14 protein-coding genes are annotated in these 15,096 nt (G+C 60.1%); 5 read left to right on the top strand and 9 right to left on the bottom strand.

Translation table 11 applies throughout. From position 1 onward, the window contains the following. The 3 genes from IIC71_03585 to IIC71_03575 form a co-directional block, all read right to left on the bottom strand. Positions 1 to 1,152: an N-acetylmuramoyl-L-alanine amidase gene (locus tag IIC71_03585; GenBank protein ID MCH7668273.1), complete on the bottom strand. Its 1,152-nt coding sequence runs from the start codon at positions 1,150 to 1,152 to the stop codon at positions 1 to 3. Positions 1,153 to 1,238: 86 nt separating this feature from the next. Next, complete coding sequence (gene pruA, locus IIC71_03580; GenBank protein ID MCH7668272.1) at positions 1,239 to 2,786, bottom strand: L-glutamate gamma-semialdehyde dehydrogenase; 1,548 nt, start codon at positions 2,784 to 2,786, stop codon at positions 1,239 to 1,241. A 136-nt stretch (positions 2,787 to 2,922) separates the two neighbouring features. Next, positions 2,923 to 4,692 (bottom strand): hypothetical protein, encoded by a 1,770-nt coding sequence (locus IIC71_03575; protein ID MCH7668271.1) that lies wholly within the window; start codon positions 4,690 to 4,692, stop codon positions 2,923 to 2,925. A gap of 78 nt (positions 4,693 to 4,770) precedes the next feature. Here IIC71_03575 and IIC71_03570 point away from each other — a divergent pair, with 78 nt between their 5' ends. From IIC71_03570 to IIC71_03550, 5 genes are all read left to right on the top strand, one after another. Next, positions 4,771 to 5,157 carry a response regulator gene (locus tag IIC71_03570; protein MCH7668270.1) on the top strand — a complete coding sequence of 129 codons (387 nt, stop codon included), beginning with the start codon at positions 4,771 to 4,773 and terminating at the stop codon, positions 5,155 to 5,157. 32 nt (positions 5,158 to 5,189) lie between these two features. Continuing rightward, complete coding sequence (locus IIC71_03565) at positions 5,190 to 6,446, top strand: MFS transporter (protein MCH7668269.1); 1,257 nt, start codon at positions 5,190 to 5,192, stop codon at positions 6,444 to 6,446. A gap of 38 nt (positions 6,447 to 6,484) precedes the next feature. After that, positions 6,485 to 7,402, top strand: a complete 918-nt coding sequence (locus IIC71_03560; GenBank protein ID MCH7668268.1) for a hypothetical protein — start codon at positions 6,485 to 6,487, stop codon at positions 7,400 to 7,402. Positions 7,403 to 7,568: 166 nt separating this feature from the next. Continuing rightward, positions 7,569 to 7,817: a hypothetical protein gene (locus IIC71_03555; protein ID MCH7668267.1), complete on the top strand. Its 249-nt coding sequence runs from the start codon at positions 7,569 to 7,571 to the stop codon at positions 7,815 to 7,817. Positions 7,818 to 7,950: 133 nt separating this feature from the next. Next, positions 7,951 to 8,991, top strand: coding sequence for a hypothetical protein (locus IIC71_03550; protein MCH7668266.1), 1,041 nt, complete (start codon positions 7,951 to 7,953; stop codon positions 8,989 to 8,991). A 19-nt stretch (positions 8,992 to 9,010) separates the two neighbouring features. Here IIC71_03550 and IIC71_03545 read toward each other — a convergent pair whose 3' ends face one another. The 6 genes from IIC71_03545 to IIC71_03520 all read right to left on the bottom strand — a co-directional run bounded on the left by IIC71_03545 (position 9,011) and on the right by IIC71_03520 (position 15,051). After that, positions 9,011 to 9,634: an HAD family phosphatase gene (locus tag IIC71_03545; protein ID MCH7668265.1), complete on the bottom strand. Its 624-nt coding sequence runs from the start codon at positions 9,632 to 9,634 to the stop codon at positions 9,011 to 9,013. 18 nt (positions 9,635 to 9,652) lie between these two features. Then, positions 9,653 to 10,543, bottom strand: a complete 891-nt coding sequence (locus IIC71_03540; GenBank protein ID MCH7668264.1) for a mechanosensitive ion channel family protein — start codon at positions 10,541 to 10,543, stop codon at positions 9,653 to 9,655. Next, entirely contained in the window at positions 10,534 to 11,712 is a 1,179-nt protein-coding gene (locus IIC71_03535) for a 50S ribosome-binding GTPase (protein ID MCH7668263.1), read from the bottom strand. Before IIC71_03535 ends, IIC71_03540 begins: the two co-directional genes overlap by 10 nt. Next, positions 11,705 to 13,195 (bottom strand): hypothetical protein, encoded by a 1,491-nt coding sequence (locus IIC71_03530; GenBank protein MCH7668262.1) that lies wholly within the window; start codon positions 13,193 to 13,195, stop codon positions 11,705 to 11,707. Before IIC71_03530 ends, IIC71_03535 begins: the two co-directional genes overlap by 8 nt. A gap of 172 nt (positions 13,196 to 13,367) precedes the next feature. Beyond that, positions 13,368 to 14,228, bottom strand: coding sequence for a mycothiol conjugate amidase Mca (mca, locus tag IIC71_03525; protein MCH7668261.1), 861 nt, complete (start codon positions 14,226 to 14,228; stop codon positions 13,368 to 13,370). A gap of 49 nt (positions 14,229 to 14,277) precedes the next feature. After that, positions 14,278 to 15,051, bottom strand: a complete 774-nt coding sequence (locus IIC71_03520) for a PD-(D/E)XK nuclease family protein (GenBank protein MCH7668260.1) — start codon at positions 15,049 to 15,051, stop codon at positions 14,278 to 14,280. Positions 15,052 to 15,096 lie beyond the last annotated feature (45 nt).

The raw sequence follows: 15,096 nt of genomic DNA, 5'->3' as shown, positions 1-15,096 counted from the left end.
TCAACTCGCCGGCTGTGTGGGGACTTGGCATGCCCGATTCGACAACTTGCCCGCATCGTCGGGAAACGGTTCAGGCTCTTGAATGCTTGTGCTCGTGTCGCTCGTCGTGAAGAATCGAACGATGCCGCGATACACCGCGACGGCGTAGGCCTGTCGGAACTCATCCGTCTTGAGCAGTGCCTCTTCCTCCGGCTCTGAAATGTAGATACCTTCGACGATCACCGCCGGCATTGTCGCCCGCCGGAGGAGTCCGTAATAGTCGCTGCCGGTGTCGGGGTCTCGCCTCGCTCTGGCGCCGAGCGAGATTCCACCGGTCCACTCAGCGGTGAATGAGGCCACTGACTTGACGAGTTCGTCATACACGAGTCCCGCAAGCCGATCGGAGTCCTCCGCGGCCAGTGAGTAGTACACCTCGGTACCCGGCTTGTCGGTCTTTTTCAGGGGTACGGTGTTGTTGTGAATCGAAATCAAGGCGGCGGCTCCTGCGGCGTTGGCCAGTCCGGCGCGGTGCGCAAGGCCAAGTTCGTAGTCTCCATCATTGGGCCCATCGGCAGATCGTGTGAGCAACGCAGCGTGCACGGCTGGGTAGGTCGTTCCAACGGTCACTTCTCCGGTGGTGAAGTCAATGTCATGCGGCGTTTCGAGGAGAGACGCGAGGCGGGCCGAGATGTCGAGGTTCACGCTCTTTTCAGACAGACCGGTGGGCCCAACACCACCCCAATCCCTGTCGCCATGACCTGGGTCGATGACGATCACCAGTTTCGATAAATCAGTCCCTGTGGAAATGGCGGCCCGTGGGAACAACACAACTTGGGTGTCGGTCACAAACGCTGTCGTCCCACAGGTGGTAATGACTTCGAGCCATTCGCCTGATCGGGAAACGAATCCAAGTGTCAAGCCCTCAGCAATGCTCTGCACCACAGATCCGTTTGCGCTGTTGTAGAGATCCGCACCGCCGGGGGGTATGCGGATGTAACCCTCGGTCGCGGTGAGCGCCGGGTCCTGCGTTGTTGTCGTTGTCGGCGGCGGCAAGGTCGACGGTACTCCACGCGGGGCGGCTCCGGCGATCGCAGGCTCCACGGTGCCGCAGGAGGCAGTCGCAAGAGACAGAGCCGCAAAGGTTGCAACCATCGTCCAACCCCGTTGCCTCACTAGTCCACCTGTTTACCGACGCCGTGCTCGGCATTATCGCAGTTCCCAACGTCAACCTGGCGCATCTCGATGAGCGCAGCTGTTGGTTATAGACGTTCGGCGACGGTTTTCATTTCCATGAACAGTCTCAGGTAGTCGGGTCCACCGGCCTTTGCGTTCGAGCCAGACATGTTGAATCCGCCGAATGGCTGAATACCGACGAGAGCTCCCGTGATCTTGCGGTTGATGTAGAGGTTGCCGACATGGAACTCTCGTTTCACGCGTTCGATTCGGTCACGGTCACTCGTGTGCAGTCCGCCGGTGAGACCGAACTCGGTGCCGTTGGCGATGTCGAGTGCATGGTCAAAGTTACGCGCTCGGATCACGCTCAGCACCGGTCCGAATATCTCGTGCTGAGCAAGTCGGGAGTTTGGTTCGACGTCAGCGAATACCGTTGGTGCAAGGTAATACCCACCGCTGTCGGTGACCGCCTCGCCACCCAACACCAGTTCTGCCTCACTGCGGCCGAGATCGATCTCAGCCCGTACCGATTTGAGCTGTGCTGCCGAGATGAGTGGACCTACTGCATGGTTCTCGGTCGGGTCTCCCACCGATAGCTCGCTCGCAATCCTCGTCACATGATCGAGGACATCGTCGTACACCTCGTCAACCACAATCAGGCGTGAGCACGCCGAGCATTTCTGACCCTGAAACCCGAACGCGCTGCGCACAGCATCGTCGGCTGCGGTTTCGAGGTCCGCCGTTTCATCGACGATCAGTGCGTCTTTGCCACCCATCTCAACATAAACACGTTTTAGCCACTTCTGACCCGCGCCGACAACGGCCGCTCGCTCGGCGATCCGCAGACCTATCTCTTTTGACCCGGTGAAGTTGATGAACCGTGTCCGCGGGTTGTCTACCAAAGCATCCCCGATGTCCGATCCCGGACCGGGAAGGTAGTTGAGAACCCCCGGAGGAAGCCCGGCTTCGACAGCTACCTCCGAGAACATGTATCCAATGACAGGCGTCGCTGACGCGGGCTTGAGCACGATTGTGTTTCCCGCTGCGATCGGCCCAATCGACATCCCAACCAATATCGCCAGCGGGAAGTTCCAGGGCGGAATCGCCACACCGGCACCGAGGGGTTGATACCATGAGATGTTGGATTCACCAGCGAAGTCGGCGGTTTCCACCGGTTTAGCCATCGCGATTGAACTGTGTGCGTAGTAGCGACAGAAGTCGATCGCCTCGGCTGTGTCGGCCTCAGCCTCGGACCAGTTCTTGCCGGCCTCGTACGTCATCCACGCCGCGAATTCGAACTTCCGGTCGTTCATCAGGTCACCGATGCGGTGCACAATTTGGGCCCGCTCGTGCGCAGGTGTAGCTGACCACGCCGGAAAGGCCGCCCACGCTGAAACCAACGCGTCGTCGGCCAGTGCGCTTGTCGCGACCGCCGCGGTTCCGACAACCTGCTCTGGGTGGGCCGGGTTCACCGACGTTGTAGTTGCTGCGGTGTTGATGGATCGACCGCTAATAACCACCGGGCAGTACACACCAAGCTGCCCCTCAACGACAGACTGAGCGTTGCGATAGGCGGCGGCGGTCCCCTTATCGCTGAAGTCCGAGTAGGACTCGCTGACGTACGGTTGCAACACTTCCCAGCCTCCTACGCCGTCATGCCTCCCGTGAAGGAGCCACTGACAGTCAACATGATCACAGCAAGAGTTTACGATATCCGGCGCCGACGGGCAGCGGTGGCGATCACCGGACGGTGGTCACAAACGGCGCCGATCAGTCCGCTGGGTCGTCGTCAACATCGACCGGGAGGTCAACGACAAATCGTGTACCCTCTCCACCCGGTTGGTCGACAACTTCGACGGCTCCCCCGTGTGCCTCGACGAGGGCACGGACAAGGTACAACCCGATTCCGGTTCCCGGGGTGCCGCTGTCGGCCGCCAAGCGATAGAACCTCTCAAAGATGGCGTCGCGCTGGCTGCGAGGGATCCCCGGGCCACGGTCGTCGACGATTATGCGAACGACGGGGCCAAGACTTGTGAAGATCCCCCATTCGACTGAAACGTCGATCGGCATCTCGCTTGGCGAATACTTCGCCGCGTTCTCGATGAGGTTCACAAACACCTGTCGTAGGCGTGCCGCGTCGCCCGAGCACATGCCCCTCGTCCCCAGTTCGGAGAACAAGATCTTCCGCGTACGGTGGCCGTGTCGAACGACCTCGATAGCTCGTTCGACAATTTCCGGAATCTCAACGACCCCGCGGTTGAGTTGGAGCATTCCCGCCTCCAACCGAGTGGTGTCAAGAAGATTTCCGATCATCGACTCGAGAACACCGGCCTCCCGACGCATCTCATCGACAAACATCTCAATCGTCGGGTCGTCCGTGTACTCGGCAAGTATCTCGCCGTAACCAATTACCGCCGTCAACGGCGTCCGCAACTCGTGCGACACTGCACCGACGAACGTCGTCTTAAGGCGATCAAGATCTTCAAGCCTCGCCACCGTAGAGCGCTCCGTTTCGAGCAGCGACGCGGTGTGTAAAGACAATGCGGCTTGAGCACAGATGGCCGAAGTAACACGAACATCATCAGATGAATACGGCGTGTCGGAAGCGTCCGCGGACACGACCCATCCCAGATCAAGCGCGCCACGACGCAGCGGAGCTACTAAAAGCCTACCAAATCCGAGCACCGAGAGCTCTGGCTCATTGTCAAGATCCGGGTACAACAACATGGGCCCAACACCCGACATCCGCGTGTCGTCACGCCCAACGAGCGTGTCTGCAAGGTCGACTGCACCAACACCATCTCCGCTGATTGCAAGGCGAGTCGCCCGGCCATCCGCCACCAGAAATGCCATCGACAACCGGTCGCCGAGTGCTTCGCCGATCCCCTCGGCTATGGCATTCAGCACGCTCCCAGCGTCAAGCGAACTCGCAGCGCGCGCGACTGTTGTCAGCACCTGGTTGGCTCGTTGCCATTCCTGCCGCTCTCGAGCGACCGTGTTTGCGAGAGCAATGGCGCCGGCGCCGGCAGCGGCAACTGCTTCCATGCTCCTGGTCACATGCTGGGGAATCGGTAGCTCGATGCCGTCAATGAGCCCGACACCCACTACGGCGTTGCGATGCACAAGCGGTACCACCGCGATTGTCTCGATGCTCAATGCCGACATCCATGCAGTCGCCTTGGAGTCCGATAAGTTTGTGGCGTGCACAATGAGCCGTTCGTCGATCGCCCTGGTCACCGCGGGGATTGCCCTGAACCGAGCATGGAGTGCAGCCCACAAATGGAGGTCAGGTGTGCCGTCGGAGAGGCGAGTCGCCCCAGCCCAGACGGTTCCATCAGTGTTCCAAATAATAACGGTAGCGCGGCCTGCTTCGGCGGCGCACGCCAGATTTCGAGCAACGACCGTAGCCAAGTGGGGGACCTGCACGCCCTCTTCGAGAGCACCGAACACTTCTCCGACCAATCGTCCAGTCTGCCCGGTCGCGTAGACAAGAGAACTTGCCGCGCCACGCTGCTCGCTTTGGTAGATTGATCGGGGCATACGAGGTCGGCGCCTCCCTTCAGTGGTCGCAACAGCTTTGTCGGCAGACGACATAAAAAGGTGAAGGAGAACATTGAAATGCCCGATATTGGACACCCCATGCCAAAAGTTCTCGTCATAGAAGATTCAGCCAGCGTCCGACGATTGATCGAGGTGTGCCTCAGGGCTCTTGACGTCGAACTGTCCTCAGCAGAAGACGGCATCCTCGGTCTCGCTGCGGCCCGAGAGTCGCTTCCTGAGGTAATAGTGCTCGATATTGGCCTTCCCGGCATGGATGGGTGGGAGGTTCTCGGTCACCTCAGATCCGGCGAGGAAACTAAGAACATCAAGGTACTGGTGCTTACCGCTCATGCACAGCCGGAGATCGCAGAACAGGCAGCACAAGGTGGTGCGGACGAGTTCATGACGAAGCCGTTCAGACCAACCGAGCTACGCGAACGCATCGAAAAGCTACTCGACGCCTGACAGCGCAGACTCGATCAGCTACGGTCCCTCGGGTGACCAAATCGCCCTCCAATCGACAGGCCTCACGCCGCTCCGTTGCTTCGTGGGTTACCTATGACCTGGCAAACACGATATTCGCACTCGGTGTCGGCAGCCTCTACTTCCCGACCTGGATGAACGAGGTTGGTGGCTCCGACACCAACCTGGCCGTCGCTCTCAACGTTGCAATGGCGGTGGTCATAATCCTGGCGCCATGGGTTGGGGCACTTGGTGACTTCAGCGGAAAACGCGTACGGCTGCTCATCCCGACGACGCTGCTCGCGGTGACGGCGACGTTCTTCCTAGGATCGTTCGGTCTCTACCCATCGCTCGCGTTGTTCACGGTTGCGGTGATCGGTTTCAATCTGGGCGGCGTGCCTTACAACGCGCTGCTGCCCGATGTCTCTAGCCCACAGACTCGTGGCCGCGTCTCGGGCCTCGGAGTCGGTGTCGGGTATTTCGGATCAGCGCTTGCGTTGATCATCGGAGCAGTGTTGTTGGACTCGTACGGCTACCCGGCCGTTTTCAAGGCGATCGCGATCGCGTTCTTGCTGTTTGCATTGCCGTCATTCATCTGGATCGAAGAACGACCGCGGCTCCACACTGAAACCGGCGATCGGCCGCGGGTTCGATCAATCCCACGCCACTTTGTCCAGGCCTGGCAGCGGGCTCGGGCTTACCCACAGGTCGCCAGATTTCTCGTCGGTCGGTTCCTATACACCGATGCCATCAACACGATCATCGGCGGCTTTCTCGCGATCTACGCCAAGGAGGACCTCGGGATGACCGACGCCGAAATCCGCAGCTTGCTTGGTATCTCGGTGGTGTTCTCAATCGCCGGAGGCATCGGCGGAGGCCGTCTGGTCGATCGTTACGGGCCTCGTCGGGTACTCCATGGCACCCTGTATCTGTGGATCTTCACAATTGCGGTAGCGGTTACCGCCGGGATCGCAGGCCTCGTGTCGCTGGCTCCACTGATCGGAATCGGCGCAGGGATTGCATTGGGACTCACCTGGTCATCCGACCGCGTGTATATGACGGCCATTGCGCCGCCGCAACACCTCGGCGAGTTCTATGGATTGTACGCCATGGTGGGTCGGTTTGCGACACTTCTTGGCCCATTGGTGTGGGCGATCCAAGTAGACGGATTCGGGTGGCCAAGGGCGGCCGCGCTTGGAAGTCTGACGCTGTTCATCATTGCGGCACGCATCGTGCTCAATGGGGTCGACGATGGGTTTACTTCTCCAGCGAGTACCGAATCGCCGGCTTAACCTGACAACAACACAGCCACGCTTCTACCCTTCGCCTCATGCGCCAAGTCGTCCTCATCGCCAACCCAGCGTCCTCGGGATTCACCGGTTCTGCCTTCCGCGACGTCGTGACAATCCTCGGAGAATCCTTCGACGTGACCCGGGTTTGGCCGGAGTCGGCGGAGGACGCCACCGAAGCCGCTATTGACGCGGCGCACCAGGAAGTATTTGCAGTGGTTGCCATGGGCGGTGACGGTGTGGTTAACCGAGTCGCCAACGGCATCGTGGACACCGGGACCGCACTCGGTATAATCCCGGTGGGGACAACAAATGTGCTCGCCCGAATCCTCGGTGTTTCCAAGAAACCGAGAAAAGCCGCACGGGCCCTCGCCAGCGCCATTCCCGCAGGACGTCCCATCGCTCGTATTGTCGCAACCGTTGACGGCAAGGAGCGGACATCGCTGGCAACGTTCAACGTCGGCGTGGGATTTGATGCTGACGTCGTCGAAGTCGCAGAACAGCGCCCGAGCGCCAAACTCTTTTTCGGGTCGATGCACTACGCGAAGACAGCCGCTGCAAAACTTATTGGACCCTACCGCTCGAAGTCTCCAAACCTGCGGGTAACGAGCGGAGACACAACGCTTGACGCAGTGACGGTCCTCGTGCAGCTTCACCATCTCTACACGTACTTCGGGACCGCGCCTCTCAAATTCGGACCCGGACCGTTCGTGGGCACGACTGCGCTGGTTATTGAACGGCTGTCCCCGCTCACCGGCGCCGATCTTCTTGGAAGAGCGGCAATCCACAAACCGCTCGACGGCATTGACGGAATAACGATCCTCGACAACGCCGAGCACCTCGTCGTCGAGGCAGATCCAGTAACCCGGGTGCAGGCCGACGGCGAGCTGCTGGGGGCAGCTTCACGAGTCGTTATCTCCACGGACCACGACGCCCTCTCGATGCTCGTGCCTCGGTGACTCGGGCTTGTGCCTTAGTCCTGGACCTCCGTCCTCGCAGGATCAGTGGCCTCTCGACGGAGCCGCAACATCTCCCACTTCCGTCCGAACGGACCAGTCTGTCTAAGCGGACCACGTTGCCTGTGCGTCTGTAGGGTGTGAATACGCTTACCGATAGTGAGGATCGATGGACGACTCCGTGCGGCCACTCCCGGTACAGGTGCCCAGCACGTTTGCGGTGTTCTATCGGGACACCTACTCATCGGTGGTTGCGTTGACCTGGGCGCTGAGTGGTAACCGCTGGGCCGCTGAGGACCTCGCCCAGGAGGCCTTCGTCCGCGCCCATCGCGACTGGAACAGCGTGGAGCAAATGGACTCACCGAACGCTTGGGTGCGACGAGTCGCGATCAACCTCGCCCGTTCCCGGTTTCGATGAAGCCCGAGACCACGCGGTACGGACTCTTGTGTCCGGGGCCTCGAATCTTCAACCACCTACGCTCGGAGGCGACCGTCCGAAACGAAGACACCGACGATCGCTGCTAGTCGGTGCGGCGGTCGTCAGCATCTTCGTGTTCATCGCCGTTGCCACGAGTCTCAATAGCGGCGACCCGCAGGACCTCACGTCGCCGGTCACTGTTGCGACTGCGTCAAGTGCTCAGCAGAGCAAACAGGAACCGCCTCGATGGTCCATTGCGTACCCATCGGATTGGTTTCGGCGGGACACCGCGGGGCTGGGACCCGACAGTGCAATGGTGCAGATCGCCACATTTCCACTGACAGCAGAGACATCACAATGCCTCGCGGTAGTCGGCGACGATATGCTCCGGGTCGGCGCCACCGACACCCTGATCTCGATCACAGTCGTGGGTCCCTACATCGGTTTGTCGCGAGACACAGCAACCGCAAACGATACGATTGAGGCACCGCTCTCCCCACGGCCCCGTTCATCGACACCGATCAACGATTTCGAGCGCGCACGCTTGGATTCGGAAGGTTGCTCGAAGCCCGATGGACTCACGACAAAACGCGCGCTGTGGGTCCTCAACGACAATGTTGTTGACGTCGTGCTTGTGGCTGGTGATGCGGTGTCACCAGGCCAATGGGAGCAAACCTGGAATATCGTGTCATCGCTCGCCGCTGGTGCTCCCGAAGGTGACCGAACCCAAGGGATTTGCATATCGACCGCACCCCCAGACCCCGGGTTCTCGGCGCCCGAACCGTATTACGCAGACCCCCTCTGGGAATTCGACCTGTGGTACGGAACCGCCGATCTGTGGACAATTCTGCCCCGCCAAGGATTCGAATACCAGCCACGGAAGAGCCTATGGTGGAGCGTCAGGTTTGCAGGCTGGCCCACGGAACCAAGCCCCGAGATCGCCGTGACGTGGCGCCGTATCGATGTCCTAGACGGCGAGACCATCGTGTCAAACCAGCCGGGCACCAACGCGGGCACACCCGAAGGCGGTCAGTTGATGATTGCGGGCATCGACGCTCGTATCAACGGGTGCTGGGAAGTCACCGCCACCTACAAAGGCGCAAGCCTTAGCTACGTCTACGAAAGATTCCAGGTCCGCCGCGAAACCTCGACCCCAAAGAGCACGTCGCCCTGACCCCCTCTTGAACATGGGGTTAGAGGTGCAGCACGCCGCGGTCGACCAGGGCGCGCCGCATCTGGTCAACGCTGTTCACGAGGACCGCATCGATCCCAACTCCCCTAGCTGCGCTGACGTTGGCCTGATTGTCGTCGAGGAAGAAGATCGCATCCGGCTCGACACCGAGTTCGTTGATGACATGGTGGAACACGGTCAAGTCGGGTTTGACCAGTCCGATTTCGTAAGAGAGAAACTGCACATCAAACATCCGCGAGATCGTCTCGTGATCGCGCTGTGAAGTCCAGTGCAAGACGTTGATGTTGCTGAGAACCGCCACCGTGCGAGACTCTCGCACGCGCTGAACCACTTCGTACGCCCCATCAAACAGCCCCTTAGGCCATTCAAGGAACCTTTGTATCAGTTCTTGAGGGGCAAACGGCAAGCCAAGTTCCTTCACGATCTCCTCGCCGAATTCGTTGACACTCGATACGCCGCCGTCAAGACGGCGAACGGCAGGACTCGACAGCCACATGGACCAAAACTCATCAGCCGACATCGAGTCCTCACCAACCACATCGGTGTAGGAGCCGAGCCGTACCAGGACACCGCCCAGGTCGAAAACAACGACCTCGATACCGCGCAACCGCGTCGAACTAGCCAAATCCGTGCGTGCCCCGGTCTAGTCGTTGCTCTTGGTTGGAGGTCGCGCAATCGTCACGTACGGGAACGGAATTTCGATGTCGTCGGCATCGAAGCGCATCTTGATGCGACGCAGGAACTCCCTCCGCGACGACCAGCGGAACTCTGGTGCGACCCGCAAGAGACACCGGACGGACACTGAGGAGTCGCCGAGTTCTTGGACGCCGAGGATCTCGGGCGGATCGATAAACGCCGACGCCCACTTTTCGTCAGCCGCGAACCGATCGAGTTCGTCTTGAATGACGGGAATGATCTTGTCGACGTCTTCGCCGTACCCAAACCCAACGTCGATAACCACCTGGCTGTACTCCTGGGTGTAGTTCGTGGCCACCGATATCGATCCGTTTGGCACGTAGTGAACCCTCCCGTCGAGGTCTCGCAAGATGGTCGAACGAAGCGTGATCTCCTTCACCGTGCCGCTGACGTCGGCGATTTTGACGACATCGCCGAGCGAGTACTGATCTTCGGCGAGGATCAGGAACCCAGCGATCACGTCTTTGACAAAGTCTTGGGCGCCGAAACCGACAGCCAACCCCATAATCGATCCGATGGCCAGGAACGGCGCCGTGTTGACACCCCATACGTTGAGTATCCCCAAAAAGACAATGATGACGACAACGGACAACATGACAGCCCTCACCGCCGACCAGAGCGTTTCGACACGCTGCTTACGGTCCTCAGCCTCGATCGCCGTCAGCTTCTCGGCACGCGTAGTCAGCCGCGTCACGCTGGAGTCGCCAATCCGTTTTATAACCTTCCATGCAACAAAAGACACCACTACCCAAGACAGTGTTGCAACCGCCGGGCCGATCTGATCCGATAGTGAATCGGAGATCTCATATCCGAAAATCTCCAGGTTCGTCAACGCCACAATCTGTCCTCCACTGCATATGCACTCACGCCCGCGAATGCGACAGTAGCGCCGAACACAGCCCGACGATGCGCCCAATCGCGGAGCGGGCTTCCGATCTTCGCGTCGAGATGGTCTCTCCGCGCGGTCAGACTTGTGGTCATGGCGTTGGCAGCAACATCTTTGACCGCTTGATCGATGACCGTGTGCGGCACCGCCTTTCGTACCTCGGCTGCGTGGTCGCCTGCAGACTGCGCTAACGCCGCAACAAAGTCCGACAACCGACAAGCCGCATCCTCCCGCTCCGGCGAGCCGACGGGTTCGGCAAGCCCGGTCGCTACCTTGTCTCGGGTAACCCGCCACCGCTCATCGAAAGACTCACCAAACCCGTTCCACACACTTGCATCGATCCCGATTCGGCGAACGAGATCCCGCACCTCGTGCACGAGTTTGTTCAGAGCGAGACGCTTGTCAGTCAGCCGGAGACGAAGGTGAGCCGTCAACTCATCGATACCGAACGGCTCTCCCTCGGTCGGCGAGGCCGCAATAGCTATGACGGACGTCTCCTCGAAGCCATCTTCACCGAGCAGACGGACAAAGTCGTCAACGACCGCCACGCGGCTCTCGGGGGAAAGCAGATCCATCTTGTTCATGACAAACACAAACTGTGCGCCGTGTTGATGGACCGGTTTGAGGAAGTCACTATGCAGGGACGGATCCGCGTACTTGACCGGGTCGACCAGCCACGCAACGACGTCCACCAGCGGCAGCAACCGCTCGACCACCTCACGGTGCGCCTCGGCGTACGAGTCAAAGTCTGGAAGATCAATGATGCACAGAGAATCAAATAGGTTCTGTGGTCTACGGACATGCACCTCGAGATCGTCGAGGAGTGCGGTGAGTCCACCACCCGCGGATTCGGGTATCCATGCGAGCGGCTCGTGGGTGTGCGGGCGAATGTCGCTCACCGAGGCGATTGGCTCCCCAGCAATCGCATTTAGCAGGCTCGACTTTCCCGCCCCAGTACCACCGACAATCGCAAGGACAAGGGTTTCACCTAGGTAGCCGGTCCGGCGCCGGAGTTGCAAAGCAGCCGAATCCGCCGCAATGGCGAGACCTTCGTCGACGAATCCGGGGGCCGTAACGACCACCCTATCAAGGGCATCGATTAGTTGATCAACGTCACGCATCAGCACCCTTCGCATGCACGGAATCCGGAGTGGTCCCGTGTTCGTCGACCAAGATGTCGGAACCGTCTGCCAGATCGATGCTGATCGAAGACTCAGATTCGCCACGGTCCCGAACCACGTCTGGACGGTCCTCGAATGATTCGTGCAGTGACCAAAGCCGGGCGGCCGTCGGAATGTGATGCAAGCGGTCGATAAAACGCTGCCGGTCCGCACTAAAGACTTGCGTTACCGCCTCGGAGAACAAACTCCGGACCCTATCCACGGCTCTGGCGCGGCGCTTTCCGAAACCGCGCTTCATTGTCCAGTTGGCAACGTCGCGTCCCAGAGCAGCCCTCCACAGATAGTCTGACGCCAGCGACAGCTTTCGCTCAGAGGGCCGACGCCACTTCGTCATGTCACGGACAACCATCCGTATGTCGCCGATGGTCTCAGCCACATGCCGCTGCGACAACGCGGAAACGGCGGGTCCATGGCGCCACAATCCAACAGTTTCGGACACGAGCGCGGCTTCTCCCAACTTCGTCGCGGCCCACGCCGTCGCCGTCTGCTCGGCAGCGGCGCCGATGCGGCTAGTGATGACTGATGCGAGCGAGAACGACGCATCAGTCAGCGTCTGCGACTCAGCTGCAGGGACAAATTCGCCGGCCTTTAGCCGATCCGCCAAAGCCCGTGAATGGTCGGCGTAGATGACCCTGGCGGTCTCAAGAAGGGCCGCGGACTCCTCAATGATCGGCTCCATTGTCTTGAGCACTTCCCGCAACCTCGACCGCGCACCATCGATGCTGTGAACGCGGTGCGAAGAAGCGGCCACCGTAATCGCAGCCACGAGATCATCAGATGCGATTCCAGCAACGACCGGTGGTGCAAGCGCACCGTACCTCAGGGCCATGCGACCCTTCAGGTCGTCGAGCGGACCGTCGGTCGGCATGTTCATCACTACGACGACTGCCACCCCAGCGTCTCTGGCGGCCTCGATGAGCCGCCACACTCCGGCATCTGCGTACCGCTCAGGTGTCGTGACACACACAACGACATCAGCAAGGGGCAGAAGCCGAGCGGAGACCTCGCCGCCGACACCCATCTCCCACGCCGGTGCGTCGATGATGGTGAACGGAACGGAAGCCATCTCGACGACCCGTGGCGCACCGTCCATCGCAACAGCGAGTCCTGTGACCGGAGCATCGAGATTGTCTGCCGTCACAACGATGAGCGGACTGGTCGTGGTCGGCCTGAGCACTCCTGTGGTGGCGACATCCGCGCCGCACAACGCGTTGACGACCGTCGAGACACCTGTTCCGGTGAGTCCGACAACAACCACGAGAGGGACTTGGCGGTGGGCCGCATGGCGGCGCATCATGTATTCACCGACCGCGGACCTGCGCCTCCGTTCGACATCCGGGTGGATGCCGACACCTTCAAGCGGTGCAGCGAGGAAACCGAGCTCCGCTTTGATGCTGTTGTTGGCCCCCGATTCGATCTCCATAGGACCGAATTACACCACATCCCGACTGCATCGCCGAATGATTCCAACAACTCGCCACCGAGGGCGCAATCGCTACCGACCAACTAGCCCAATGCAGTCCGTGTCAGCATGCGGACGATCGCTCTTGTTGCCGCGCAGCAATACGGCTTACCAAGGGGCGAAGCTGCAAAGACTACCCGGAAGTCCCGCCGGTGAGCCCAGCGAAGAGGTCGCCTACCCCGTCTGTCATCGGAGGGTTAGAAAGGAGAATCTGAAAGTCCTCGTACGGGTACACCTCTTTTGCAAGCTTGATCGGCACCTGAAACCAAAATCCGTCCGGATCGACCTGGGTGGCGTGCGCCCGCAGAGCATCCCGTGCGCGTTGCATGGTGGCGCTTACTTCGACAGCAAGCGTCCTGACGTCGGGCACATCTTCTCCTCGAATTCTGTCGATCCACTCGGTAAAGGGGGATTCTCCATCACGTTCGAGGAGTACCTCGTGGATGGCCAACATGCCTCGCCGCGAAAACAGGGACGCCACCAGCCGCCGGATCTTCCACGGCTCGCCCGCATCCGGAAACCATTTCGCGTCCGCAGCAGCCGCCATGATGTCGGTCGTGATGGCGTGTATTCGCAAGTGGTCAGGATGCGGGTAGAACTCGTGCGCGTCGTACCCAAGGAATACATCTGGACGATGCGTGCGCACCAACGTGACGACCTTCTCGAGAACTTCGTCGTAGTCAGCGTTCACGAAAGCTGCAGGGTTGGCGTTGTCCGGGGAATCGACCATGCCCGAGTCGCGATAACCGAGCATGAACACATCGTCGTATCCGATGATACGAGCTGCCTCCTCAAGTTCTTTACGACGAATTTCAGCGAGATTGTCGCGGACTTCATCGTTGTCCATTGCGGGGTTGAGGATGTCGCCGGCCTCACCTCCCGTGGCCGTAATAAGCAGACATCGAACCCCTGCGTCAGCGTACCGAGCAACGGTCGCGGCGCCCTTGGAACTCTCGTCATCGGGGTGGGCGTGGATCGCCATCAAGGTTGCCATAGCGACGCAGTATGCCAGACATCGCGCCGTGTCCCGGACGTCAAGGTGCTTATCCGTGGCGGTAGACGGCCGTCGCGGTTTGACCTTCCGAACAATCCTCAAGGAGAGGACACCAGCGACACCACTGTCCGCCCCGGCGTTCGCCTTCGTCACCGCTGACGAGTAGACGTCGCACCGTGTCCACGAGACTCCCAACCTCAACCGCAGTCATGTGCAACGAGTCCTCGGTGGGGACGCGCTCGGTGCGCTCTCCGGTCTGCACCGAAAGAGCCTCGATCGTAGCGGGCAGGGCACCCGTATCCGCAAACCACGTCAAGGCGTAGAAGGCCAACTGGTCGTCGACATCACCAAGCTGACCAGTCTTCCAATCAACGAGACGCACACCGCCATCATTAGTATCAAAAATCGCGTCGATGCGACCCCGCAGGGTGACGCCCGATCCGGCATCGGCATCGATGTACACCTCACAAGCACGGAATCCATCGACGGGCATTTGCCGAAACGTCTCGTAGAGAGCACCCACCTCCTGTAGGACAAGGCCCAGCTCCGACGGCTTCAATCCAAGTGACGCCATCTTGTGGTTCAAGGCTTTCCCGATCTCCTCTCGACACGCATGGTCAACGTCGGTCGAATCGATAGGACCGCGCTCGAGATGGCGTGCGAAAATCCTGTGCGCAAGGCTGCCCTTGAACGAGGCCTTGGTTTCGGGTCCGTAGATTCCCGAAAGGCGGGCAACCGCAGATGCCGGGCACTGCCTAAACGCAACATAGGTTGTGGCGGAGACGGCGAGGTCCTCGCCCGCAACGGTAATCGGCAGATCCATGCCCCATCGTATCGCACGACACACATGCGATATTGTGCAATTTCA

This window comes from Acidobacteriota bacterium, from assembly GCA_022562055.1.
Classification (GTDB): Bacteria; Actinomycetota; Acidimicrobiia; order Spongiisociales; family UBA5794; genus BMS3BBIN02.
This window is presented reverse-complemented; position numbering and strand designations above follow the sequence as displayed.

Bases quoted from the DNA above. Each gene is read 5' to 3' on its own strand.
- IIC71_03575 (MCH7668271.1), bottom strand. From the start codon at position 4,692: ATGCCCCGATCAATCTACCAAAGCGAGCAGCGTGGCGCGGCAAGTTCT.
- IIC71_03570 (MCH7668270.1), top strand. From the start codon at position 4,771: ATGCCCGATATTGGACACCCCATGCCAAAAGTTCTCGTCATAGAAGAT.
- IIC71_03560 (MCH7668268.1), top strand. From the start codon at position 6,485: ATGCGCCAAGTCGTCCTCATCGCCAACCCAGCGTCCTCGGGATTCACC.
- IIC71_03555 (MCH7668267.1), top strand. From the start codon at position 7,569: ATGGACGACTCCGTGCGGCCACTCCCGGTACAGGTGCCCAGCACGTTT.
- IIC71_03535 (MCH7668263.1), bottom strand. From the start codon at position 11,712: ATGCGTGACGTTGATCAACTAATCGATGCCCTTGATAGGGTGGTCGTT.
- IIC71_03530 (MCH7668262.1), bottom strand. From the start codon at position 13,195: ATGGAGATCGAATCGGGGGCCAACAACAGCATCAAAGCGGAGCTCGGT.
- mca (MCH7668261.1), bottom strand. From the start codon at position 14,228: ATGGCAACCTTGATGGCGATCCACGCCCACCCCGATGACGAGAGTTCC.
- IIC71_03520 (MCH7668260.1), bottom strand. From the start codon at position 15,051: ATGGATCTGCCGATTACCGTTGCGGGCGAGGACCTCGCCGTCTCCGCC.